Source organism: Delftia sp. DS1230 (assembly GCF_040112715.1).
GTDB classification, from domain to species: Bacteria; Pseudomonadota; Gammaproteobacteria; order Burkholderiales; family Burkholderiaceae_C; genus Comamonas; species Comamonas tsuruhatensis.
On record NZ_CP157763.1, the window covers coordinates 1889958 to 1913641 of the forward strand.

19 protein-coding genes and 3 tRNA genes are annotated in these 23684 nt (G+C 64.4%); 17 read left to right on the forward strand and 5 right to left on the reverse strand.

Annotated features, from left to right (window positions below):
- Window positions 1-9: 9 nt before the first annotated feature.
- Window positions 10-2634, forward strand: coding sequence for a DUF349 domain-containing protein (locus tag AAN986_RS08460; RefSeq protein WP_047218238.1), 2625 nt, complete (start codon window positions 10-12; stop codon window positions 2632-2634).
- A gap of 152 nt (window positions 2635-2786) precedes the next feature.
- On the opposite strand, the gene AAN986_RS08465 is transcribed toward AAN986_RS08460, so the two are convergent.
- From AAN986_RS08465 to AAN986_RS08475, 3 genes are all read right to left on the reverse strand, one after another.
- Window positions 2787-2871: transfer RNA gene (locus tag AAN986_RS08465), tRNA-Leu, on the reverse strand.
- Between the two features lie 154 nt (window positions 2872-3025).
- Window positions 3026-3110, reverse strand: a tRNA-Leu gene (locus AAN986_RS08470).
- A gap of 159 nt (window positions 3111-3269) precedes the next feature.
- Window positions 3270-3354 (reverse strand) — tRNA-Leu (locus AAN986_RS08475).
- A 34-nt stretch (window positions 3355-3388) separates the two neighbouring features.
- On the opposite strand from AAN986_RS08475, the gene rnr reads away from it, so the two are divergent.
- Complete coding sequence (rnr, locus tag AAN986_RS08480) at window positions 3389-5956, forward strand: ribonuclease R (protein WP_017404495.1); 2568 nt, start codon at window positions 3389-3391, stop codon at window positions 5954-5956.
- A 6-nt stretch (window positions 5957-5962) separates the two neighbouring features.
- Here rnr and AAN986_RS08485 read toward each other — a convergent pair whose 3' ends face one another.
- Both AAN986_RS08485 and AAN986_RS08490 read right to left on the reverse strand, forming a co-directional pair.
- A complete protein-coding gene (locus AAN986_RS08485; RefSeq protein WP_047218933.1) occupies window positions 5963-7543 on the reverse strand; it encodes an NAD(P)H-hydrate dehydratase in 1581 nt (526 codons plus the stop codon).
- Window positions 7544-7588: 45 nt separating this feature from the next.
- Entirely contained in the window at window positions 7589-8860 is a 1272-nt protein-coding gene (locus AAN986_RS08490) for an FAD-dependent oxidoreductase (protein ID WP_017404497.1), read from the reverse strand.
- Between the two features lie 367 nt (window positions 8861-9227).
- Between AAN986_RS08490 and rpsB the strand changes: the two genes are divergently transcribed.
- The 15 genes from rpsB (at window position 9228) to rnhB (ending at window position 23669) form a co-directional block, all read left to right on the forward strand.
- Complete coding sequence (gene rpsB, locus AAN986_RS08495; protein ID WP_016447490.1) at window positions 9228-9980, forward strand: 30S ribosomal protein S2; 753 nt, start codon at window positions 9228-9230, stop codon at window positions 9978-9980.
- Between the two features lie 114 nt (window positions 9981-10094).
- Window positions 10095-10991 (forward strand): translation elongation factor Ts, encoded by an 897-nt coding sequence (gene tsf / locus AAN986_RS08500; protein WP_047218934.1) that lies wholly within the window; start codon window positions 10095-10097, stop codon window positions 10989-10991.
- Between the two features lie 65 nt (window positions 10992-11056).
- On the forward strand, window positions 11057-11779 hold the full coding sequence (gene pyrH / locus AAN986_RS08505) for a UMP kinase (RefSeq protein WP_016447488.1): 723 nt from the start codon (window positions 11057-11059) through the stop codon (window positions 11777-11779).
- 43 nt (window positions 11780-11822) lie between these two features.
- A complete protein-coding gene (gene frr / locus AAN986_RS08510) occupies window positions 11823-12383 on the forward strand; it encodes a ribosome recycling factor (protein WP_016447487.1) in 561 nt (186 codons plus the stop codon).
- Between the two features lie 35 nt (window positions 12384-12418).
- Window positions 12419-13165 (forward strand): polyprenyl diphosphate synthase, encoded by a 747-nt coding sequence (gene uppS / locus AAN986_RS08515; RefSeq protein WP_016447486.1) that lies wholly within the window; start codon window positions 12419-12421, stop codon window positions 13163-13165.
- A 13-nt stretch (window positions 13166-13178) separates the two neighbouring features.
- Window positions 13179-14033, forward strand: coding sequence for a phosphatidate cytidylyltransferase (locus tag AAN986_RS08520; RefSeq protein ID WP_047218935.1), 855 nt, complete (start codon window positions 13179-13181; stop codon window positions 14031-14033).
- On the forward strand, window positions 14030-15208 hold the full coding sequence (ispC, locus tag AAN986_RS08525) for a 1-deoxy-D-xylulose-5-phosphate reductoisomerase (RefSeq protein WP_047218936.1): 1179 nt from the start codon (window positions 14030-14032) through the stop codon (window positions 15206-15208). Before AAN986_RS08520 ends, ispC begins: the two co-directional genes overlap by 4 nt.
- 82 nt (window positions 15209-15290) lie before the next feature.
- Entirely contained in the window at window positions 15291-16661 is a 1371-nt protein-coding gene (gene rseP, locus AAN986_RS08530; protein WP_047218937.1) for an RIP metalloprotease RseP, read from the forward strand.
- A gap of 45 nt (window positions 16662-16706) precedes the next feature.
- Complete coding sequence (gene bamA / locus AAN986_RS08535; RefSeq protein ID WP_016447482.1) at window positions 16707-19004, forward strand: outer membrane protein assembly factor BamA; 2298 nt, start codon at window positions 16707-16709, stop codon at window positions 19002-19004.
- Entirely contained in the window at window positions 19004-19513 is a 510-nt protein-coding gene (locus AAN986_RS08540) for an OmpH family outer membrane protein (protein ID WP_016447481.1), read from the forward strand. The genes bamA and AAN986_RS08540 overlap by 1 nt, the downstream gene beginning before the upstream one ends.
- 24 nt (window positions 19514-19537) lie before the next feature.
- The gene (gene lpxD / locus AAN986_RS08545; protein WP_016451336.1) at window positions 19538-20545 is read left to right on the forward strand and encodes a UDP-3-O-(3-hydroxymyristoyl)glucosamine N-acyltransferase; all 1008 of its coding nucleotides are present in this window, start codon (window positions 19538-19540) and stop codon (window positions 20543-20545) included.
- The gene (fabZ, locus tag AAN986_RS08550) at window positions 20542-20982 is read left to right on the forward strand and encodes a 3-hydroxyacyl-ACP dehydratase FabZ (RefSeq protein ID WP_012206736.1); all 441 of its coding nucleotides are present in this window, start codon (window positions 20542-20544) and stop codon (window positions 20980-20982) included. The genes lpxD and fabZ overlap by 4 nt, the downstream gene beginning before the upstream one ends.
- Window positions 20983-20989: 7 nt before the next feature.
- Window positions 20990-21787: an acyl-ACP--UDP-N-acetylglucosamine O-acyltransferase gene (lpxA, locus tag AAN986_RS08555; RefSeq protein ID WP_047218938.1), complete on the forward strand. Its 798-nt coding sequence runs from the start codon at window positions 20990-20992 to the stop codon at window positions 21785-21787.
- Between the two features lie 21 nt (window positions 21788-21808).
- Entirely contained in the window at window positions 21809-22999 is a 1191-nt protein-coding gene (gene lpxB / locus AAN986_RS08560; protein WP_016447478.1) for a lipid-A-disaccharide synthase, read from the forward strand.
- On the forward strand, window positions 22962-23669 hold the full coding sequence (gene rnhB, locus AAN986_RS08565) for a ribonuclease HII (RefSeq protein ID WP_016447477.1): 708 nt from the start codon (window positions 22962-22964) through the stop codon (window positions 23667-23669). The genes lpxB and rnhB overlap by 38 nt, the downstream gene beginning before the upstream one ends.
- Window positions 23670-23684 lie beyond the last annotated feature (15 nt).

The window sequence follows — 23684 nt, forward strand, 5'->3', positions numbered from 1 at the left end:
CGCAGCACCATGTCCGATGCACCTGAAGTGAGCCCTGCTTCTGCCAAGAATCCTGAACAACACCCCTTGGATGTGCTCACGGGCGGTGCCTTCTCCGCCGAAACCTCGGGTGATCGCGCCTCGCGCATCCGCGACTGGCTGGCAACCCAGCCTTCGGTCGAGCAATTGCAGGACGTCCTCAAGGAGCTGAGCGCGCGCGACAAGAGCGCGGCCCGCGCCGTGCGTGAGCGTCTGGATGAAATCCGCCGCACCAAGGACCAGGAAAAGATCGCAGTGGAATGGGCTGAAAAGGCCCAGGCACTGCTGGTCGCATCGCCCTTCAATGCCGCCGACGCCATCGCCTGGCAGCGCGACGCCGCCAAGGCAGGCGCCCCGCTGTCGCGTGAGCCGCTGTCGCAATACAAGGCCCAACTGGCCGAGCGCGTCAAGGCCATCGAGGAACTGCAGCATCGCGTGCAGGTCCAGCGCGAAGTGGCTGTCTTGCTGGCCCAGCGCATCGAAGTCCTGTCCACCAAGCCATGGCGCGACGCCCAGGCTGTGCTCGACAACCTGCGCGCCGACGTGGCCCGCTGGCAGGAGCAGGCCGGCGAGCTCACCGGCGATGCCAACTGGGCCAGCGTGGATGGACGCTTCCCGCCCCAGCTGGAAGCCGCCAGCGCACAGCTGATCCTTGTCTGGGATGCCTTCCAGTCTGCCCTTGCGCTGACCGAGGCCGCCGCAGCGGACGAAGCAGCCCCGCTGCCCACCGTGCCCGTGTGGGCCGATGAACTGCGTGTGGCGCGTGGCCTGCCTCCCGAGGCAGCGGCCGCCGAGCCGTCCAAGCCAGCGCCTGCCGGCCGCAGCGCAGCGCAGCCCAAGGCCAAGACGTCGCCTGAGCAGGTGGCTGCCGCCAGCGCTGCCCTGACCCAGGCGCTGGAACAGCTCCAGGCCGAGACGGCTGCCGGCGAAAGCAAGGCTGGCTCCGCTGCCGTGCAAGCCGTGCGTGCCGCCATCAAGGCCCATGGTCGTCTGGTGGACGACGCGCTGGTCACCAAGGTGCACGAGGCCCTCTTGGCGGCAGGCGAAGCCGAAGGCTGGCCGCGCCAGAACGCAGACAAGCTGCGTGAGGAGCTGGTTGCCAAGGCGGAAGCTCTGCTGAACCGTCCCGAAGGCCAGGCGCTGGGTGGTCGCAAGATCCAGGAATCCCTGCGCAGCCTGCGTGAGCAGTGGAGGCTGGCCGACCAGGGCAGCGCGGCCAACCACGCTCTCTGGAAGAAGTTTGACGAAGCCTGCAACGCGGCCCACAAGGTGGTCGAGTCCTGGCACGACAAGCTGCGCACGGAAACCACCCAGTCCAAGGCACAGCGCCTGGCGCTGATCGAAGAGATCAAGGCCTGGGCAGCGCAGCAGGCCGCCAGCGAAGATCTCAAGGGTGCGGCCCGCGCATTGCGCCAGTTCGCTGAACGCTGGCGCGAGAGCGGTCATATCGGTGAAAAACTGTTTGCCGAGCTGCAGCCCCAGTTCAAGCAGGCCATGGCCCTGGCCGAGGCTCCGCTGCATGCTGCGCAAAAGGCCAGCCTGCAGCGCCGCCACGCCATGATCGACGAGGCCACGGCGCTGGGCGCCGCACCCAGCCTGCGCATCGATGCCGTCAAGGCACTGCAGCAGCGCTGGCAGGCCGAGGCACAGGCCGTGCCGCTGGATCGCAAGCACGAGCAAAAGCTGTGGGACGCCTTCCGCAAGCCCCTGGACGAGGCTTTCAACCGCAAGGGCAGCGAGCGTGGTTCCCGGGCCGCAGCCGTGCAGCTCAGCGACCATGACCGCCGCGTACTGGAGGCTTCGCAGGCCGTGGAAGCTGCCAACACATCGGGTGACGTGCAGCAAATCCGCGCTGCGGTGGAGGCTCTGGAGCAGGCGCTGCGCGGCCGTGCCGATGCCTCCGTCAACGCTGCCCAGCCGGAACAGGCGCCAGTGGCTGCGGCTGGCTCGGAAGAATCGCAAGCGAAGCCGGCGCCGGTGCGCCCCGTGGTTGCCGTGCGCGGGGATGATCGTCCCGGCATGAAGAAGGAAGAGGGTGGTGCGCGCGCTGCCCGTCCTGGCGACCGCCGCGACGGTGGCCGTGGCCGCGATGGAAGGGACGGACGCGACAACCGTGACAATGGCCGCTTTGGCCGCGAACCGCGTGAAGAGCGCGGTCCGCGCCTAGCCGATCCGGCCTTCCGTGCCCAGCGTGAAGCCATGGAGCATGCGCAGGACGCTCTGCGCAAGCTCGCGGCCCAGGCCCATGGCGAAGCGCTGACCCAGCTGATGGCAGCCTGGGAATCGCGTGACGCTACGCAGATTCCGGCGGCCCAGCAGCTCGGCGGTCGCGTGTCTGCGCAAGTGCGCAGCGCCTGGTCGCAGGCATTGGCCCAGGCGCCCAAGGGTGATGCGGGTGAAGCCCTGCTGCGCCTTGAAATGGCTGCCGACGTGCCCACGCCTGCAGAGCATCTGAGCGCCCGCCGTGCCCTGCAGCTGCAACTGCTGACGCGCCGCAACGATCCGGCCCCGCAGGAAACCTGGGGTAGCGATGCCGCGCGGGTGCTGGCATCGGCACGCGATGACGCCACCGCACGCCGCCTGCAGAACGTGCTCAAGCAACTGCTGCGCAAGTGACGGGGTGGGGTTGAGACCCTCATCGTCAAGAAAGGGAGCCGTCGGCTCCCTTTTTTTTGACCCTGCCGATACCTGATGGTGCTTGGGATGGAGGCATCCGTGTACGCACCCAAGCAAAAAGGCCGTTGCATGTGCAACGGCCTTTTTATGTTTGGTGCCCAGGAGAGGACTCGAACCTCCACGGAGTTACCCGCTAGTACCTGAAACTAGTGCGTCTACCAATTCCGCCACCTGGGCATTTCAGAGTACGCAAATTATATAGCGCGAAAGCGATGTGCCGGGCAGGTTTGCAAAGATTTTCGTGAAATTTTTCTGGCGAGAGGCGCGTGACGTCGCTTTTCGGAAACGGCAAAGAAAAAGGCCGTTGCATGTGCAACGGCCTTTTCATGTTTGGTGCCCAGGAGAGGACTCGAACCTCCACGGAGTTACCCGCTAGTACCTGAAACTAGTGCGTCTACCAATTCCGCCACCTGGGCTTGCTGAAGCTGAAATTCTACTGCATTTTTTTGCAGCGAAGTCCTGATCTTCGATTTTTTCTTGAGACTGTGATCGGCCAAGTCATGAAGCCAGGGAGCCACCTTCTTGTGAAGATAGTTCCTCAGTTCACCGCAACCTCTGCAGGTTGTCGTTAAACTTGGTGCCCAGGAGAGGACTCGAACCTCCACGGAGTTACCCGCTAGTACCTGAAACTAGTGCGTCTACCAATTCCGCCACCTGGGCATCTCAGGAAAGATTTAGATTGTATACCAAGAAAATGAACCCTCACGCAAAAAGTGCCGACGCGAACGACGAAATCGGGGGCAGTGTGCAGGGGCACCGCGACGGACATGGCTTCGTCATCCGTGATGACGGCGAAGGCGACATCTTCCTTCCTCCCAATGAAATGCGTGCGGTGCTGCACAAGGACCGTGTCAAGGTTCGCATCGTGCGGCAGGACCGCCGCGGCAGGCCTGAAGGCCGCGTGGTCGAGATCATCGAGCGGCCTGCGCACAACATCATTGGCCGCTTCTTGCAGGAAAGCGGCGTGTATCTGGTCGCTCCCGAAGACAAGCGCTATGGCCAGGACATCCTGATCCCTGCCAACGCGACGGGTTCGGCCAAGATCGGGCAGGTGGTCGTGGTGGAGTTGACCGAGGCGCCTGCACTGTTCGGCCAGCCCGTGGGGCGCATCATTGAAGTGCTCGGTGAGGTCGACGATCCCGGCATGGAGATCGAGATTGCGGTGCGCAAGTACGGCGTGCCCCATGTGTTTTCCGATGCCTGCCTGGCACAGGCCAAGGCCCTGCCGGACAGGGTGCGGCCTGCCGATCGCAAGAATCGCATCGATCTGACCGATGTGCCCCTGGTCACCATCGATGGCGAGGATGCGCGCGACTTCGACGATGCCGTCTACTGCGAGCCTGCCAAGGTCGGGCGCGGCAAGGGCTGGCGCCTGCTGGTGGCGATTGCCGATGTGAGTCACTACGTGACCACGGGCAGTGCCATCGATATCGATGCCTATGACCGTGCCACCAGCGTCTATTTCCCGCGCCGTGTGATCCCCATGCTGCCCGAGAAGCTCAGCAATGGCCTGTGCTCGCTCAATCCCGATGTGGATCGCCTGTGCATGGTCTGCGACATGCTGATCACTGCAAAGGGCGATATCCATGCCTATCAGTTCTACCCCGCGGTGATGCACAGCCATGCGCGCTTCACCTATAACGAGGTGGCTGCCATCCTGGCCAATACGCGTGGCCCGGAGGCTGCCAAGCGCTCCGATCGCGTGGGCGACTTGCTGAATCTGCATGGGGTGTACCAGGCGCTGCTCAAGTCGCGCGAAGCACGCGGCGCCGTGGACTTCGAGACCACGGAGACGCAGATCGTCTGTGACGAGAACGGCCGCATCGAGAAGATCGTGCCGCGCACGCGCAACGAGGCGCACAAGCTGATCGAGGAGGCCATGCTGGCCGCCAACGTCTGCAGCGCGGACTTCATCGAGCACAGCGGCCGCGTTGGCCTGTTCCGCGTGCACGACAAGCCCTCGCTGGAGAAGCAGGACATCCTGCGCAACTACCTCAAGGCCATGGGAGTGGGTATGGCGCTTGGCGAGAATCCGGCCACGTCCGAATTCCAGGCCATTGCCAATGCCACCAAGGACCGGCCTGATGCCCAGCAGATCCACACCATGCTTCTGCGCTCGATGATGCAGGCCTTCTACACGCCTGAAAATTCGGGCCACTTCGGGCTGGCCTTCGATGCCTATACGCACTTCACCAGTCCGATTCGCCGCTATCCCGACTTGCTCGTGCACCGCGTGATCAAGGCCGAGCTTGAAGGCACGCACTATCGCCTGCCCGAGCTGCCCACGCCTGGAGAGGCCGAAGCCAAGCTGGCCAAGCGTCTGGCCTCGCGTGTCAGTGCACCCGGCCAGAAGCCGCGCAAGCGCGCGCCCGCCGCCGAGGTCCAGGCCTGGGAGGCTGCAGGCCTGCACTGCAGCGCGAACGAGCGCCGCGCCGATGAGGCCAGCCGAGATGTCGAGGCCTGGCTCAAGTGCAAGTACATGCGTGAGCATCTGGGGGAGGAGTTCGCAGGCGTGGTCTCTGCGGTCACCACCTTCGGCATCTTCGTCACGCTCGATGCCATGTATGTGGAGGGTCTGGTCCACATCACCGAGCTGGGGGGGGACTACTTCCGCTTTGATGAGGCGCGCCAGGAACTGCGGGGCGAGCGCTCGGGCATCCGCTACGGCATAGGTACGCGGCTGCGCGTTCAGGTCAGCCGTGTGGACCTGGATGGCCGGCGCATCGATTTCCGCCTGGTGCGCGACGGCGAAGAGCAGCCGGCTTCGGGTCGTTCCGGCAGGGCGCCGGCGCGCACGGAAGCCCATCAGGGCGAAAAATGGGGGCGCCGCGACGCCAAGGAAAAGCGTGCGCAGCGTAACTCCGGCGGTGCCGGCGGAGCCCGGTCTGAATCCGATGGCGCGGTGTCTTCCGGCAAGCAGGGGCGCAAGGCGTCCAAGAAGGCCATGGTCAAGGGCGTGAACCTGGCCGCGCTGGAGGCTGAATATGCGAGTGCCCAGTCCCGCCCGGCCGCGCCAGTGCGTCAAAGCGACGTGAGTGAGCCGGCCGTGGTGCCGGGTTCGTCCGCACCTGCGGCACGCGCTTCCCGCAGGGGCAGGGCGGCTGAAGCGCGCAAGTCTGTCGCCGTCGATGCTGACCACGGTCTGCCGCAGTTGCCGCCGCCATCGCCGGTGCAGGCGCTGCGCGCCTTGGGTAAGAAGGCCTTGGGGGCCGTCAAGTCCAAGGTGGCAGGCAAGACATCCAAGCCCCGGCGCAAGCCCTGAGGGCGTCTATTGGCCCAGCCGCTGGGCCAGCGCGCTGGCGCTGAACGGCATTTGCGCGGGCCATTGGTCTGCCGCATGACCGTGGCGCCAGGCCGCCAGTGTTGCGGCCTGCGCGGAGTCCAGCCCTTGCGCCCATAGCGCGGCAATCAGCCCGGCGAGAACATCTCCGGTTCCTCCGGTGGACAGCCGGGCGTTGCCTGTGGGGTTGATCCAGCAGGGCGGCGATGCATTGCCGTCGCCCTGCGGTCCGGCGATCACGGTGCCCGAGCCCTTCAGCAACGCCGTGCAGTTGAATTGCAGCGCCAGCTGCCTGGCTGCTGAAAGTCGCTGGGCCTGGATCTGGGCAGTGCTCATTTTCAGCAGGCGGGCGGCCTCCAGCGGGTGCGGTGTCAGCACCGTGTGCTGGCTGCGTCGGCTGCGTTCTTTCAGAAGCAGGGCCAGCGACTCATCTTCGGCAACCGCGTTCAGTGCGTCTGCGTCCAGTACCAGCCTGGGCGCCTGATCCAGAATTTGGGGCAGCCAGGCGCGCACCGCCATGCCGCCGCCACATCCGCACACGACGGTGGCGCCGCGCCAGTCTTGTGCTTCGGGGCTGCGCAACATGATTTCGGGCCAGGGGGAGATGGCCTGGTCTGACCCGTGCGAGGCATCGAGCAGTGCCAGCATCACGCGTCCCGCCCCGCCGTGCAAGGCTGCCAGTGCGGCCAGCCAGGCGGCGCCGGTCATGGACAGGCCGCGGTATTCCAGCCCCTCTCCGCCCAGAATGGCCACGTCGCCAAAGCTCCCCTTATGGCTGGCATGCGGACGCGGGGCGCGGGCTTCCGGGGAGAAAAGTTGTGCGCACGGTGAGATGGCGAAGGGTGGCGCGCTGCTTGCCAGTCCTGTGTCCAGATCGTCCCACCATATCTGGCCGCAGGCGTCGCGGCCGCTTCCTGTGAACAGGCCGGGATGCAGTGTCAGCAGAGCCAGCGTATGCCGTGCGCTGACCGGGAGGTTCATGGGCTCGAATCCAGGCAGGTATTGCCCGGTGTCGGCATCCAGGCCGGATGCGATGTCCACGCAAAGGACGGGGCTGATGCCGGACTGCAGGCTGCGCAGCAGCGGCAGCAATCGGTCATCTTTTCGGGTGGGTGGGCTTGCCGTGTCGGGTCGGCGCAGGCCGATGCCGAGCAAGGCATCAATGCACAGATCCTGAGGCCCCATGTCGGAGGGCATGTGGGCGATCCATTGCACGCCGGCCTTGTGGGCTGCATCCCATGCGGCACGCGCGTCGGCGGGCATGCGGTCGCGTTCGTGCACGCAGCTGACCAGGATGCGGCAATTGCGGGATCGTGCCGGCATCGTGTTCAGGTGCTGTTGAAGCCAGGCGGCTGCCTGCAGGCCGTCTCCGCCGTTGTTCCCAGGGCCGCAGGCGATCCAGATGCGGTTGGCGTGAGGGGCGATGGCGCGTGCCAGGCGTGCCAGCCCCATGCCTGCGCGCTGCATGAGGCAGTGTTCGGGCAGTCGGGCCGCGGCCTGCTGTTCCAGGGTGCGTGTGGCCACCGTATCGAACAGTGGCAATGCGGTGGATGTGGGAATGCGCAGCATGGCCTGAGCATAGCCGCCAGCCGCAGGGCGGGGTGTCCGCAGCGGTCAGCCGAAGCGGCGCGGATCCAGCAATGCGCTGTCCAGGAAACTGGTGCGGTTGTCCATCAGGTCGCTCAGCATGCTGGCGCAGCCTTGGGCAATGGCGGCACCACAACTGCCATGGCCCAGGTTGAGCCAGATGCCGGGCAAACCGCTGGCGCCCAGCAAAGGCAGTCCATCGGCTGTGCACATGCGTGTGCCATGCCAGATCTGAACGCCCGAGGTCAGCACGGCGCTGCCGGGAAAGACCATGTTGAGTCGGTGGTACATGCGCTGCAGCGTGGCCTCGTGCATGGGGCCGTGGCTGCCCAGTTCAGCGCCGGCCACGACCCGCATGCGCTGGCCAAGGCGCACCAGGGTCATCTGCTCGCTCCAGTCGACGATGGCGTGGCGGGGCGCGTAGCCTTGTTCGCGCAGCGGAGCACTGATGCCATAGCCGCGCAGGGCGATCATGGGCAGGCGCAGGCTCAGCGGCGCGAGCAGGTTTGCGGCCTCGGCGCCAGCGCAGACGACGATGGCATCGTGCGACCGGGGCGTGTCTTCGCCTTGCAGCTGCAGGCGAGCGGTGCGCCCGGCGCCGCCGGGCTGCAGTCGCTGCACCAGGCGTTGCGTCTCGAATCGTGCTCCTGCGGACTGTGCGGCCTGCCTTTGCATCAGCGTGGCCAGGCGGCCGTTGGCGGCGCCAGCCTGCGGGAAATACAAGGAGCCTGCGAGTGCGGTCTCCTCGCCCAGCGCGGGCTCACGCAGGCGGGTCTGGGCGGCATCCAGTGCCTCGCAGCGCGTGCCGGCCTCGGCCAGCGCTGCAAGTGCAGGTTTCAGTTGCTCATGGTCGGCCTCGCTGCCCAGCAGCACCAGGCTGCCGGAGACATATTCCGGGTCCAGCTCCCACTGCCGCCACAGCGATTGCTGGAACTGCTGGCTGCGCTGGGTGAGTGTCTCCAGTGCCGCCATCGTGGCTGTGGGTTCGCCGGCTTTGCGCAGGCGCCGCCCAGCCTGGCGCCATTGCCATAGCCAGCGCAGCTGGGCTGCGAGGTTTCCGGAGCCGGGGCGTGGCAAAGCCTGCCGGCCGGGAAGCGTGGGTGAGCGTTCTATGGTGGAGAGGCCGGGGACGCTCCACGGTTGGAGCAGACTGGGGCCCAGCCAGCCGGCATGTCCGAAGCTGGCTTCCTCGGCCACCGTGCCATGGCGCTCGTAGACGGTGACCTCGTGCCCGACCTGGGCCAGTGCGTGGGCTGTCGCAACGCCAATGCTGCCGGCGCCCACAATCGCGATGTTCATTTTGGGGTGGAATCTGCTGAAGTGCCTGAATTATCAAGCGGATGTAGCTATCACTACAGGAGTGTGTGGCCGATGCGGCAGCCGTGGCTGTGCGGGGTGTGAGCGCGCGTTGGGTGCGAAGCCTCAGTCTTGGGATGGCGTATGCTAGAATCTTGCGGCTTTGCTAGGGGTTCACCCTGATTTTCTTCGGAATTGCCGGAGATCAGGTGATGGCTTTGGGGTGCGAGGTGTTCGTCATGAATGCCTGCCCATGCTTGCAACCCCCGTTGCAAAGTCAATCGCAAACCAGTCCCTTCAAGGTGTTGCTTCCTGTATCCAGGGGGCAATTGTCGGGCTGGATTTTAGACCTAACCTTTGAGGTATTCATATGTCCGTCACTATGCGCGATATGCTGGAAGCAGGCGTCCACTTCGGTCACCAGACCCGTTTCTGGAACCCCAAGATGGCCCCCTTCATCTTCGGCCACCGCAACAAGATCCACATCATCAACCTGGAAAAGTCGCTGCCGATGTTCCAGGACGCCCAGAAGTTCGTGAAGCAGCTGGCTTCCAACGGCGGCACCATCCTGATGGTCGGCACCAAGCGCCAGGCCCGCGAGCTGGTGGCTGCCGAAGCCCAGCGCGCTGGCGTTCCTTTCGTTGACCAGCGCTGGCTGGGCGGCATGCTGACCAACTTCAAGACCGTTAAGACGTCCATCAAGCGTCTGAAGGAAATGAAGGCTCAGCAGGAAGCCGGTCTGGAAGCCATGAGCAAGAAGGAACAGCTGATGTTCGTTCGCGAACTGGAAAAGCTGGAAAAGGACATCGGCGGCATTCAGGACATGAACAGCCTGCCCGACGCCATCTTCGTGATCGACGTGGGTTTCCACAAGATTGCCGTGGCCGAAGCCAAGAAGCTGGGCATCCCCCTGGTCGGCGTGGTTGACTCCAACCACAATCCCGAAGGCATCGACTATGTCATCCCCGGTAACGACGACTCTGCCAAGGCCGTGCAACTGTACGCCCAAGGCATCGCCGACGCGATCCTGGAAGGCCGCGCTGCTGCACTGACCGACGTGGTCAAGGCCGCATCCGGCGAGAGCGGTGACGAGTTCGTGGAAGTGGAAGAATCCGCTGCCTGATTGAGCTTGTCCGGCTGAGCGACCTCGTCGCCGAATAAAAAGCGGGGCTCAGGGTAGCCCCGTTTTTTTAAGCCGAAATCCTGTAACGAATCGAACTGACATTGGAGAAATACGATGGCTGCAATTACCGCAAGCATGGTGGCTGAACTGCGCGCAAAGACTGACGCGCCCATGATGGAGTGCAAGAAGGCTCTGACCGAAGCCGAAGGCGACCTGGTCAAGGCGGAAGAGCTGCTGCGCGTCAAGCTCGGCACCAAGGCTGGCAAGGCTGCCTCGCGCGTGACCGCCGAAGGCGTGATCGCCGCCTTCATCAATGGCAACCAGGGTGCCATGATCGAAGTCAACAGCGAAACCGACTTCGTGTCCAAGAACGACAGCTTCATCGCGATGGCCAACGCCGCCGCCAAGCTGGTCGCCGAGCAAAACCCCGCCGACGTGGCCGCGCTGAGCGCACTGACCTATGAGCAGGACGGCTTCGGTCCCACGCTGGAAGACGTGCGCAAGGGCCTGATCGGCAAGATCGGCGAAAACATGTCCTTCCGCCGCTTCAAGCGCTTCGAAGGCTCCAGCCTGGCTTCCTACCTGCACGGCTCGCGCATCGGCGTGGTCGTCGAGTTCGACGGCGATGCCACGGCTGCCAAGGATGTCGCCATGCACGTGGCCGCCATGAAGCCCGTGTCCGTGACCAGCGCCGACGTGCCCGTCGAGCTGATCGAGAAGGAGCGTACCGTTGCTGCCGCCAAGGCTGCCGAGTCCGGCAAGCCTGCCGACATCGTCGCCAAGATGGTCGAAGGCTCGGTGCAGAAGTACCTGAAGGAAGTCTCGCTGGCCGACCAGGTCTTCGTGAAGGCTGCCGACGGCAAGCAGACCGTGGCCCAGATGCTCAAGGCCGCCAACACCAACGTCAAGGGCTTCACCCTGTACGTGGTCGGCGAAGGCATTGAAAAGAAGGTCGACGACTTCGCTGCCGAAGTGGCTGCCCAGGTGGCTGCCGCCAAGGCCGGCGCCTGATCCTTCCAGGCGCCCGAACCGTTCCCTTCACCATCCATCATCATCCACCACTTCGGAGAAACACCATGACCCACGCCACACCGGCCCACAAGCGCATCCTGCTCAAGCTGTCCGGTGAGGCACTCATGGGGGATGACTCGTTCGGCATCAACCGTGCGACCATCGAGCGCATGGTTTCCGAAATTGCCGAGGTCACCAAGGTTGGTGTCCAGGTGGCGGTGGTGATCGGTGGGGGGAACATCTTTCGCGGCGTGGCTGGCGGCTCGGTCGGCATGGACCGTGCCACCGCCGACTACATGGGCATGCTGGCCACGGTCATGAATGCCCTGGCCCTGGCCGATGCCATGGACAAGCAGGGGCTGACAGCCCGCGTGATGTCGGCCATTGCCATCGAGCAGGTCGTGGAGCCCTATGTGCGCCCCAAGGCCTTGCAGTACCTCGAGGAGGGCAAGGTGGTGGTGTTCGCTGCCGGCACCGGCAACCCGTTCTTCACGACCGACACGGCCGCCGCGCTGCGTGGCGCTGAAATCGGCGCCGAGGTGGTGCTCAAGGCCACCAAGGTCGACGGTGTCTACACCGACGACCCGATGAAGAACCCCGACGCGACCCGCTACCACAAGCTGGCTTTCGACGAGGCCATCTCGCGCAACCTGGGCATCATGGACGCCACCGCCTTTGCGCTGTGCCGCGATCAGAAGCTGCCGATCCGGGTGTTCTCCATCGTCAAGCCCGGCGCGCTCAAGCGCGTGGTCATGGGCGAGGACGAGGGCACGCTGGTGTACGCTTGAGCGTTTTGATACCGCGTTACACAGCTCTTCAAGGAACAAGAACATGACGATTGCAGACATCAAGAAGACCACCGAGTCCAAGATGGGCCAGTCCATCGAAGCGCTCAAGAACAATCTTGCGCGCGTGCGCACCGGTCGTGCCAATCCATCGCTGCTGGACTCCATCCATGTGGAGTACTACGGCTCCATGGTGCCGCTGTCCCAGGTGGCCAACGTCACCCTGCTTGACGCGCGCACCATCAGCGTCCAGCCCTGGGAAAAGAGCATGTCGGCCAAGGTGGAGAAGGCCATCCGCGAAAGCGATCTGGGCCTGAACCCCGCCTCGCTGGGCGACCTGATCCGCGTGCCCATGCCTCCCATGAGCGAGGAGCGCCGCAAGGAAATGACCAAGCTGGCGCGCAATGAAGGCGAAGCTTCCAAGGTCGCCGTGCGCAACCTGCGCCGCGATGCCAACGAAGCCGTCAAGAAGCTGGTCAAGGACAAGGAAGCCTCGGAAGACGATCAAAAGCGTTGCGAAGCCGATGTCCAGAAGATGACCGACAAGCACATCGCCGAGATCGATACGCTGGTGGCGGCCAAGGAACAAGACATCATGGCGGTCTGAGGCGTCCTGCCTCATTTGCCTCAGGGTCCGTACCTTTGACCAAACAAGACTCCGGCGCGGTGCCGCGCCATATTGCCGTCATCATGGATGGCAATGGACGCTGGGCCAATCGCCGCTTTCTGCCGCGACTGGCCGGCCACAAGCAGGGCGTGGAATCACTGCGCCGCTGCGCCCGCGCCTGCGTCCAGCGCGGCGTGCAGGTCCTGACCGTCTTCGCTTTCTCTTCCGAGAACTGGAACCGTCCCGAAGAGGAGGTTTCCGGTCTCATGGGCCTGCTGGCCAATGCGCTTGCCAAGGAAGTGCAGCAACTGAGCCGCGACGGCGTGCGCCTGCATTTCATCGGTGACCGCAGTGGCCTGGGCGATAAAGTGTGCGCGGGCCTTGCGCAGGCCGAGACCGTCACTGCGCACAACAATCGCCTGGTTCTCAACGTCTGCTTCAACTACGGCGGACGCTGGGACATTGCACAGGCAGCTGCCCGGCTGGCAGAGAAGGGCGAGCCCATCACCCCGCAGAGCCTGGACCGCGCGCTCGCGCTGGCCCATGTGCCCGACCCGGATCTGCTGATCCGTACCGGCGGGGAAATGCGCATCAGCAACTTCCTGCTGTGGCAGGCTGCGTATTCCGAGCTTTTCTTCAGTGACAGCTTGTGGCCTGATTTCGATGAGGCCTGCCTGGACGAGGCCATCGCGGCTTTCGCTTCACGCGAGCGGCGCTTCGGCCAGACTTCCGCGCAAGTACAACAATCACAACCGACGTCGTCCCATCCGCAGACGTCCTGAACAAGGGGGAGCCATGCTCAAGCAGCGAGTCATCACCGCCCTGATCCTGCTGGCCATCCTGTTGCCTGCGCTGTTCTATCCCACGGGTATTCCGTTCGCCGTGGTCGTGCTCGTGCTCATGGCGGCAGGTGCCTGGGAATGGGGGCGTCTCAACGGCTTTGGCACCGCGGGCGCCATCGGCATAGGCGCCATCTGCACGGCGATGTGCCTGGGCGCCTGGGCTGCCGGCTGGCTGGAGCGTCCGCTGTCAGCGCTCTGGATTGTTGCCGGTGCTGCCTGGGTGCTGGGTGGCGGGGCGCTGCTGCGTGCCGGCGTGGCTGGCTGGCCTCGCATTGCAGCGCCTGTGCGCCTGGTCGGTGGAGTGCTTGCCTTGTGGCTGGCCTGGGTCGCCGTGGTGCAGGCGCGCATGATGGGCATCAACTTCCTGCTGTCGGTGCTGGTGCTGGTCTGGGTGGCCGACGTGTTCGCGTATTTCGCAGGACGGACCCTGGGCCTGAAATTCACCAAATCCAAGCTGGCTCCCACGATCAGCCCCGGCAAGAGCTGGGAAGGCGTATGGGGCGGCATGGCAGGCGTTCTGGTGCTGGCCTTAGTCTGGGTCTGGGCCGACCGCCACTACGCGTTGGCCGTGCCCAGTTTCTATTCATTGCTGCTGGCGCGCGGGGCCTGGTTCCTGCTGCTGGCGGTTGTTTTCATGGCCGCGATGAGCGTGGTCGGCGACCTGGTCGAATCCCTGGTCAAGCGCAGCGTCGGCGTCAAGGACAGCAGTGGCCTGCTACCCGGTCATGGCGGCGTCCTCGACCGCGTCGATGCCCTGCTGCCGACCCTGCCGCTGGCCCTGATGCTTTCCTCTTTCGCGCATTCATGAAGCAGAAAATCACCGTCCTGGGCTCCACAGGCTCCATCGGTACCAATACGCTGGATGTGGTGGCGCGCCACCGCGATCACTACGAAGTCTTTGCGCTCAGCGCGGCCACGCAGGTGGACCTGATGCTGCGCCAGTGTGCCGAATTCAAGCCCCGCTACGCCGTCATGGCCAGCGCGCCGCATGCAAGGCTGCTGGCTGAGCAGCTGCGCAGCAATGGATTGGCCACCGAAGTGCTGCAGTCGCCTGACGCGCTGGAGCAGATCGCCTCGCATCCTGAAGCCGATGCCGTCATGGCGGCCATCGTCGGTGCGGCGGGCCTGGCGCCTTGCCTGGCTGCCGCACGCGCCGGCAAGCGTCTGCTGCTGGCTAACAAGGAGGCGCTGGTGGTTGGCGGTGCACTGTTCATGGACACCGTCAAGCGCCACGGCGCAACGCTGCTGCCCATTGACAGTGAGCACTCGGCCATCTTCCAGTGCCTGCCCGAAGACCGCACCAGTTGGCCCGATCGCGTGGACAGTCTGCTGCTCACAGCCTCGGGCGGGCCTTTTCGCCTGCGCGATCCGTCCACCCTGTCCGAGATCACGCCGGAGCAGGCCTGCGCGCACCCGAATTTCTCCATGGGGCGCAAGATCTCCGTGGACTCGGCCACCATGATGAACAAGGCGCTGGAGGTGATCGAGGCCCGCTGGCTGTTCGACATGGCGCCTGACAAGATCAAGGTCGTCATCCATCCGCAGCAGATCGTGCACTCCATGGTGCAGTTCAAGGATGCTTCGGTGCTCGCGCAACTGGGTACGCCCGACATGCGCGTGCCCATCGCCTGCGGCCTGGCCTGGCCCCGCCGCATCGCCAGCGGTGCGGCGCCCCTGGATTTCGCCAAGCTGTCTGCCCTGACCTTCGAGGAGGCGGATGCCGTGCGCTTTCCGGGCCTGCACCTTTCCTGGCAGGCGCTGCACGCCAGCGAGGGAACCACGGCGGTTCTCAACGCTTCCAACGAAGTCGCCGTTGCCGCCTTCCTGGAGCGGCGCCTGGCATTTGACCGTATCCACGCTGTGAATTTGCGCACGCTCGAGACCTTGCTGCCGCCTACACTGGGCAGTCTGGAAGACCTGCTGGCCCTGGACGCGCAGGCGCGCGAAATCGCGCAGACCGTGGCGCGGCAGTGGCAGCTGTGATGCCGGCTTCGCAGGTCAGGAGGGTTTTCTTGATGGGCCTGCGGCGGAATCCAGAGGCGCATTGGATTCAAAGGAGTATCAATTGTTGCTGACCGTTGTCGCATTCGTGGTCGCACTGGGCTTGCTGATTGCCGTGCATGAGTGGGGCCACTACCGCGTCGCCGTGGCTTGCGGCGTGAAGGTGCTTCGCTTTTCCGTCGGATTCGGCCGCCCCATCCTGCGATGGAAGCGCAAGGGTTCGGACACGGAATTTGTCATCGGTGCACTGCCCCTTGGCGGCTATGTGCGCATGCTCGATGAGCGTGAGGGCGAGGTGCCTGCCGACCAACGCCATCTGGCATTCAACACCCAGCCGCTGCGTGCGCGTGCAGCCATCGTGGCCGCAGGTCCCGTGGCCAATCTCGTGCTGGCCATTGCGCTGCTGGCCATCGTCAATTGGGTCGGCATGCAGGAGCCCGTTGCACGGCTGGCAACACCGCCAGCAGGCACGGTGCTGCAGATGGCGGGTGTTCAAGGCGGCGATCGCGTGCTGCGCATGGCTTTGGGTGACCAGGAATGGGAAGAGGTCCGCTCCATCAATGATCTGCGCTGGACGCTGGCCCGTGCAGCGCTCGATGACGAGTCCGTGCGCATGGAGGTGCTCCAGGCCCGCCGCACCGCCCCGTCCGAACTGCGGCTCGCGCTGGCTGGTCAGGTTCAGGGCGAGCCCGATGCCGCCTTCTTCGAGCGCCTGGGCTTGCTTGGTCCCTGGACGCAGCCCGTGCTGGACAAGGTGATTGCCGGTGGTGCCGCCGAGAAGGCGGGCCTGCGCCAGGGCGATCTGGTTTTGCGCGTGGGTGGCACCTCGGTGGACGATGGCACGCAGTTGCGCAATCTCATCCGCAAGATGGGCGCATCGGGCCAGGTCCAGCAGCAGATCTGGCTGGTGGAGCGCGAGGGACGGCAGTTGCAGATCCCGGTGCTGCCCGACCTGGGCCGATCGGAAGACGGCAAGGAAAGCATCGCCCGCATCGGCGCCTACATCGGCAGCGCCCCGGAAATGGCTCTGGTGCAGCGCGGTCCGCTGGAGGGCCTGTGGGCCGGCGTGCAGCGCACCTGGGAGCTGTCGTCGCTGACACTGCGCATGATGGGCCGCATGGTGATCGGCGAGGCCTCGCTCAAGAACATCAGCGGGCCCCTGACCATTGCCGATTACGCGGGGCGTTCGGCCAGCATGGGCCTGGTCCAATATCTCTCGTTCCTGGCGCTGATCAGCATCAGCCTGGGGGTTCTCAACTTGCTCCCCCTGCCGGTGCTCGATGGTGGGCACCTGATGTATTATCTTTGGGAGGGCGTGACTGGCCGAAGCGTGTCGGAAGTCTGGGCCGGACGCTTGCAGCGTGCAGGCGTGGCGGTTTTGATGATGATGATGTCCGTCGCCTTTTTCAACGATATCAACCGGCTTTGGGGCTAACTTTTCAGCCGTTTTCGGCAAGCCGCAGCGGCGGCAAATCCATTCATGACTAAACGTATCAATCGCCTGGGCGTGCGCGCTGCATCGACCCTGGCTGCCATGGTTTTGGCTGCCAATGCAGCCTGGGCACTGGAGCCCTTCCGCGTACAGGACATCCGCATCGAAGGTCTTCAGCGCGTGGAGCCGGGCACGGTCTTCGCTTCCATCCCCCTGCGCGTGGGTGACCAGTATGACGACGACAAGGGTGCAGCCGCCATCCGCTCGCTGTTCGCACTGGGCCTGTTCAAGGACATCCGCCTGGAAGCCAACGGCAACGTGCTCGTCGTCGTCGTTGAAGAACGCCCGACCATCGCCGAAGTGAACTTCGCCGGCACCAAGGAATTCGACAAGGAAACCCTGCAAAAGGCCATGCGCGATGTGGGCCTGGCCGAGGGGCGTCCGTTCGACAAGGCACTTGCCGACCGCGCGGAGCAGGAGCTCAAGCGCCAGTACATCAACCGCAGCCTGTATGGCGCCGAAGTCGTCACGACGGTCACGCCCATCGAGCGCAACCGCGTCAACCTGACCTTCACGGTGACCGAAGGTGATCCCGCCCGTATCAACGAGATCCATATCGTCGGGAACAAGGCCTTCAGCGAATCCACGCTCAAGGACCTTTTTGACCAGGACACCGGCAACTGGATGAGCTGGTACACCAAGTCGGACCGCTATGCGCGCAACAAGCTCAACGCCGACCTGGAAACGCTGCGCTCGTACTACCTGCAGCGTGGCTACCTGGAGTTCCGCGTGGACTCCACCCAGGTGGCGATCTCGCCCGACAAGCAGACCATCTCGCTGACCCTGAACATCCATGAAGGCGAGCGTTTCGTGGTCTCCGGCGTCAAGCTGGAAGGCAACTACCTGGACCGCGACGACGAATTCAAGTCCCTGGTCAAGATCAAGCCCGGCGAGCCCTACAACGCCGATCAGGTCACGGCAACGACCAAGGCCTTCACCGAGCACTTCGGCAACTTCGGCTTTGCCTTCGCGCGCGTCGAGGCCGTGCCGGACATCGACCGTGCGACCAACCGGGTGGCCCTGGTGCTGCACGCCGAGCCTTCTCGCCGCGCCTATGTGCGACGCATCAATCTCAGCGGCAACAACCGCACGCGCGACGAAGTGATCCGCCGCGAATTCCGCCAGTACGAGGCTTCCTGGTACGACGGCGACAAGATTCGCCTGTCGCGCGACCGGGTGGACCGTCTGGGCTTCTTCACCGAAGTCAACGTCGAAACCCAGGAAGTGCCGGGTTCGCCTGATCAGGTGGATCTGGTCATCTCGGTGGCTGAAAAGCCCACCGGCTCGCTGCAGCTGGGCGCTGGTTTTTCCAGCGCTGAAAAGGTTTCGCTGTCCTTCGGCATCAAGCAGGAAAACGTGTTCGGCTCGGGCAACTACCTGGGCGTGGACGTGAACACCAGCAAGTACCGCCGCACCATGGTGCTGTCGACCACGGACCCGTACTTCACGGACACCGGCATCTCGCGCACCTACGACCTGTACTACCGCACTGACCGTCCCTACTACGACGATGCGGCCTACAAGATCGTCACCTCGGGCGGCAGCGTCCGCTTTGGCGTGCCCTTCAGCGAGATCGACACCGTTTACTTCGGCGGCGGCGTGGAGCGCTCCGAAATCAAGCCCGGCACCTACCTGCCCCAGGCGTACAAGGACTATGCCGACAAGTACGGCTACTCCAACACCGGCATACCGCTGACCCTGGGCTGGTCGCGCGACAGCCGCGACAGCGCGCTGGCGCCCAACTCCGGTCTCTACCAGCGCCTGAACACCGAGTGGTCGGTGGGTGGCGAGGCCCGCTATGTGCGAGCCAACTACCAGATCCAGCAGTACATCCCTCTGAGCAAGAAGTACACGCTGGCACTGAACGGTGAACTGGGCTACGGCAAGGGCCTCAATGGCCGTCCGTTCCCGCTGTTCAAGAACTTCTTCTCGGGTGGCCTGGGCTCGGTGCGTGGCTTCGAGCAGGGCTCGCTGGGTCCGCGCGACACCAAGGAAAACCTGGCGCTTGGCGGCTCCAAGAAGGTGACATTGAACGCCGAGTTCATGGTTCCGTTCCCTGGTGCTGGCAATGACAGGACTTTGCGTCTTTTTACATTCCTCGATGTGGGCAATGTCTACGGAGCCAACGAGAACTTCGATCTCGGGGAGCTGCGGGCATCCACGGGCCTGGGCATCAGCTGGATTTCCCCGCTGGGTCCCCTGCGCCTGGCCTTTGCTCAACCCATCCGCAAGCAGACCGGGGATAAAATCCAGCGACTGCAATTCCAAATCGGAACCTCTTTCTAATGAAATCTCTATCTAGCCATTTTTCCCTGGCTGTGCTGCTTGGCGCCATGGCCGTTTCCGCGCACGCCCAGGAGTTCAAGGCCGGCTTTGTGAATACGGATCGCATCTTCCGTGAAGCATCGACTGCCAAGGCTGCGCAGTCCAAGCTGGAGCAGGAATTCTCCAAGCGTGAGAAGGAGCTGATTGACCAGGGCAACTCGCTCAAGAGCGCTTCGGAGAAGTTCGAGCGTGAAGCTCCCACCATGGCCGAAAGCCAGCGCGTCTCGCGCCAGCGCCAGCTGGTGGATCAGGACCGCGAGTTCCAGCGCAAGCGCCGTGAGTTCCAGGAAGACCTGAACTCCCGCAAGAACGAAGAACTGGCCCAGGTGCTGGAACGCGCCAACAAGGTGGTCAAGCAAGTGGCCGAATCCGAGAAGTACGACGTCATCCTTCAGGAAGCCGTCTACATCAACCCCAAGTACGACATCACTGACAAGGTGATCAAGGCGCTGAACGGCGGCGGCAAGTAAGCCAGCTGTCCAGGGCTGCATGCCGTGAGCGTATTGTTGGGCCAGATCCTCGATGCACTCGGTGGCGAGTTGGTCGGTGGCGAAAGGGAGATGTCCATCTCCCGCATCGCACCGCTGGACTCTGCCGGGGCCGGGGATCTCAGTTTTCTGAGCAACCCCCGCTACCGCCAGCAACTGGCCGCCTCCGAGGCGGCCTGCGTTATTGTGGCGCCCGCCATGCGCGAGCTGGCGCAGCAGCGGGGTGCCTGCATCGTGGTCCCTGATCCGTATGCGTATTTCGCCAGGGCCACGCAGTGGTGGAAGCGAAACTGCAGGCCCGTGGCGCCGGCCGGTATCCATCCGAGCGCCGTGGTGCACGAGAGCGCCATCGTTGATGCATCGGCCACCATTGGCCCGCTGTGCGTGGTCGAGGAGGGTGCCACGATCGGTGCCCACACCGTGCTCAAGTCGCGCGTCACCATTGGCGAGAACTGCCATGTGGGCGCGCGCTGTCTGCTGCATTCCGGCGTGGTGCTGGGGGCGGACGGCTTTGGGTTCGCGCCCGAGAACGGCGCATGGGTGAAGATCGAGCAGCTCGGCGGCGTGCGGATCGGCGACGATGTGGAAATCGGCGCCAATACCTGCATAGACCGGGGTGCGCTGGACGACACGGTGATCGAGGATGGGGTCAAGCTCGACAACCTGATCCAGATCGGTCACAACGTGCACGTCGGCAGGCATACGGCCATGGCCGGCTGCGTGGGGGTGGCCGGCAGCGCGCGCATTGGCGCGCATTGCACCGTGGGAGGCGGGGCCATCGTGCTGGGCCATCTGCAGCTGGCTGACCGGGTGCATATTTCGGCAGCGACGGTAGTGACCCGTTCGCTGACACAATCAGGTGTTTACACGGGCATGTTTCCCGTGGATGAAAACGCCAAATGGGAAAAAAATGCTGCGACGCTGAAGCAGCTGCACTCCATGCGCGATCGCATCAAGGCCCTGGAGCGGCAACTGCAGCAATCGGCGGATCAAGGCCATAACGGAACGCAATGATGGATATTCACGCAATTCTCAAGCAACTGCCCCACCGCTACCCCTTCCTGCTGGTGGACAAGGTCACGGAGCTTGAGCGCAATACACGCATCAAGGCGATCAAGAACGTCACGTTCAACGAACCCTATTTCATGGGCCATTTCCCGGGCCGCCCTGTCATGCCTGGCGTGCTCATCCTGGAGGCGCTGGCGCAGGCGGCCGGCCTTCTGGCCTTCGATGCGATGGGCCAGGTTCCGGATGAGAACAACATCTACTACTTCGTGGGCATCGACGGGGCGCGCTTCAAGCGTCCCGTGGAGCCGGGCGACCAGCTGGTGCTGGAGATCACCATCGACCGTGTGCGCGGCGGCATCTGGAAGTTCAAGGGCGTGGCTCGCGTCGAAGACGAAGTGGCCTGCGAAGCCGAGCTGATGTGCACCATGCGCAACGTGGGCTGACGGGCGCATGGCTGGCATTGAACGCATCCATCCCACGGCACTGATAGATTCCGCTGCGCAGCTGGATTCGTCGGTGTCGGTCGGCGCCTATGCCGTCATCGGACCGCATGTGGAAATCGGCGCCGGCACCACCATCGGCGCGCATTGCGTTGTTGAAGGCCATACCCGCATTGGCTGCGACAACCGGATTTTCCAGTTCGCGTCCCTGGGCGCGCAGCCCCAGGACAAGAAGTACGCAGGCGAGCCTACCCGGCTGGTTATCGGTGACCGCAACACGGTGCGGGAGTTCTGCACCTTCAACACCGGTACCGTGCAGGACCAGGGCGTCACGGCCATCGGCGACGACAACTGGATCATGGCCTATGTGCATGTGGCTCATGACTGCGTTGTCGGCAGCCACACCATCCTGGCCAACAACGCTACCCTGGCCGGCCACGTGCACGTGGGCGACTATGTCATCCTGGGCGGCCTGACGGGTGTGCACCAGTTCACCAAGGTGGGTGCCCATGCCATGGCCGGCTTTGCCAGCCATATCTCGCAGGATGTACCGCCCTTCATGATGGTGGATGGCAATCCGCTGGCCGTGCGCGGCTTCAATATCGAAGGCTTGCGCCGTCGCGGCTTCGGGCCGCAGCGCATTCAGGCCGTCAAGCAGATGCACCGTCTGCTGTACCGCCAGGGACTGACCCTTGAAGCTGCGCGAGAAGCCATTGCTTCGCTGGAGGGTGAACTGCCCGAGGCCGCGGCCGATGTATCGCTGATGCTGGATTTCCTGGCGGCTTCGACCCGGGGCATTGCGCGCTGATCTGGCGCGCGAAAGGACGGCATGACAGAGAACGCGGCGCCATCGGCGCGCCTGAGTCCATCGATTGCCATGGTCGCCGGAGAAACCTCTGGCGACCTGCTGGCGTCCTTGCTCCTGGGGGGGCTGCAGTCCCGCTGGCCAGAGGCCTCGGCCTTTGGCATCGGCGGGCTGCAGATGCAGCAGCGCGGCTTTGAAGCCTGGTGGTCCAGCGAGCGCTTGGCCGTGCATGGATACAGCTGGGAAGTGTTTCGCCGGCTGGCCGAGATTCTGAATATCCGACGCCAGCTGCGTCAGCGACTGCTCCAGCAGCGGCCGGCCGTCTTTGTCGGCATCGACGCGCCGGACTTCAACCTGGGGCTGGAAACCGATCTGCGTGCTGCGGGCATCAAGACCGTGCATTTCGTCTGTCCTTCGATCTGGGCCTGGCGTGCCGATCGCGTCGACAAGATCCGCCGCGCGGCCGATCATGTCCTGTGCATCTTCCCCTTTGAGCCCGAGTTGCTGGCCCGCCATGGCATAGACGCGACCTACGTGGGCCATCCCCTGGCCAGCGTGATTCCGCTGCAGCCCGACCGCGCAGCTGCGCGCCGCCGGTTAGGGCTGCCCGAAGATGGTCTGGTGCTGGCCGTGCTGCCCGGCAGTCGGCGCTCTGAAATACGTTACCTGGCTGCCCGCTTCTTTCAGGCGGCAGCTTTGGTTCGGAAGGCGCTGCCAGCTATTAAAATAGTAGTGCCTGCTGTGCCTTCGCAATTCGACGAGCTGCAGCGCATTGCCGCGCAAGCCGGCATGGCTTCGTCGCTGCACATCGTGCGCGGCCAGTCCCATGACGCATTGGCAGCCTGTGACGTGACGCTGATAGCCAGCGGCACGGCCACGCTGGAAGCCGCCTTGTACAAGCGGCCCATGGTGATCGGCTACAACATGCACCCGTGGAGCTGGCGTCTGATGCGTGGCAAGCAACTGCAGCCCTGGGTGGGCCTGCCCAACATCCTGTGCGGCGATTTCGTCGTGCCCGAGCTGATCCAGGATGCGGCAACGCCCCAGGCGCTGAGCGCGGCCGTGCTGCAATGGCTGCAGGCCTGCGAGCATTCCCCTTCAACCGTCGAAGCGCTGGTACAGCGCTTCACAGCGCTGCACCATGAATTGCGGCGCGATACTGCCGAACTGGCCGCCCATGCGATCGAGAAAATCATTGCCCCCACTGCCGCCTGAACAGGCGTGCCTGCCCTGGCATCCGCCGGGGTTGGTTGCGGGCGTGGACGAAGCGGGCCGCGGCCCGTTGGCCGGCCCCGTGGTGGCCGCCGCTGTCATTCTTGACGATCTCCATCCCATCGAGGGCCTGAACGATTCCAAGAAGCTCACGGCTGCGCGCCGCGAGGCACTCTATGACGAGATCCGTGCCAAGGCGCTGTGCTGCAGCATTGCCGAGGCCTCGGTCGAAGAGATCGATCGCCTGAACATCCTGCAGGCCACGCTGCTGGCCATGCGCCGCGCGGTGCTGGGCCTGCGATTGAAGCCGGTACTGGTTCTGGTGGATGGCAACCAGTTGCCCGTGCTGGATGTGCAGGCCGAGGCCATCGTCAAGGGCGACGCCCTGGTGCAGTCCATCTCGGCGGCCTCCATTCTTGCCAAGGTCACGCGGGATCGGTGGTGCCAGCGCCTGCATGAGCAATACCCGGAATACGGCTTCGACGGCCACAAGGGCTATGGCACGGCGGCCCATCTTGCCGCGCTGCGCCTGCATGGCGCCTGCCAGGAGCACCGGCGAACCTTCGCGCCCGTGGCCCATGTCGTGAGCATTGCCCGCAGGGCCGAGCCGCTGGCAGCCGCCCGCGTGGCCGCTGCGGCGCAGGGCGCGCAGGCCTTGCTGCTGTCGGCCTGAGCGCCTTCGCTTTCT

Excerpts from the sequence above, each read along its gene's own strand:
- rnr (WP_017404495.1), top strand. The coding sequence starts at position 3,389 with ATGAACCCTCACGCAAAAAGTGCCGACGCGAACGACGAAATCGGGGGC.
- rnhB (WP_016447477.1), top strand. The coding sequence starts at position 22,962 with ATGCGATCGAGAAAATCATTGCCCCCACTGCCGCCTGAACAGGCGTGC.
- ispC (WP_047218936.1), top strand. The coding sequence starts at position 14,030 with ATGAAGCAGAAAATCACCGTCCTGGGCTCCACAGGCTCCATCGGTACC.
- lpxB (WP_016447478.1), top strand. The coding sequence starts at position 21,809 with ATGACAGAGAACGCGGCGCCATCGGCGCGCCTGAGTCCATCGATTGCC.
- AAN986_RS08540 (WP_016447481.1), top strand. The coding sequence starts at position 19,004 with ATGAAATCTCTATCTAGCCATTTTTCCCTGGCTGTGCTGCTTGGCGCC.
- bamA (WP_016447482.1), top strand. The coding sequence starts at position 16,707 with ATGACTAAACGTATCAATCGCCTGGGCGTGCGCGCTGCATCGACCCTG.
- pyrH (WP_016447488.1), top strand. The coding sequence starts at position 11,057 with ATGACCCACGCCACACCGGCCCACAAGCGCATCCTGCTCAAGCTGTCC.
- frr (WP_016447487.1), top strand. The coding sequence starts at position 11,823 with ATGACGATTGCAGACATCAAGAAGACCACCGAGTCCAAGATGGGCCAG.
- AAN986_RS08460 (WP_047218238.1), top strand. The coding sequence starts at position 10 with ATGTCCGATGCACCTGAAGTGAGCCCTGCTTCTGCCAAGAATCCTGAA.
- fabZ (WP_012206736.1), top strand. The coding sequence starts at position 20,542 with ATGATGGATATTCACGCAATTCTCAAGCAACTGCCCCACCGCTACCCC.
- tsf (WP_047218934.1), top strand. The coding sequence starts at position 10,095 with ATGGCTGCAATTACCGCAAGCATGGTGGCTGAACTGCGCGCAAAGACT.
- rpsB (WP_016447490.1), top strand. The coding sequence starts at position 9,228 with ATGTCCGTCACTATGCGCGATATGCTGGAAGCAGGCGTCCACTTCGGT.
- AAN986_RS08520 (WP_047218935.1), top strand. The coding sequence starts at position 13,179 with ATGCTCAAGCAGCGAGTCATCACCGCCCTGATCCTGCTGGCCATCCTG.
- lpxA (WP_047218938.1), top strand. The coding sequence starts at position 20,990 with ATGGCTGGCATTGAACGCATCCATCCCACGGCACTGATAGATTCCGCT.
- AAN986_RS08485 (WP_047218933.1), bottom strand. The coding sequence starts at position 7,543 with ATGCTGCGCATTCCCACATCCACCGCATTGCCACTGTTCGATACGGTG.
- AAN986_RS08490 (WP_017404497.1), bottom strand. The coding sequence starts at position 8,860 with ATGAACATCGCGATTGTGGGCGCCGGCAGCATTGGCGTTGCGACAGCC.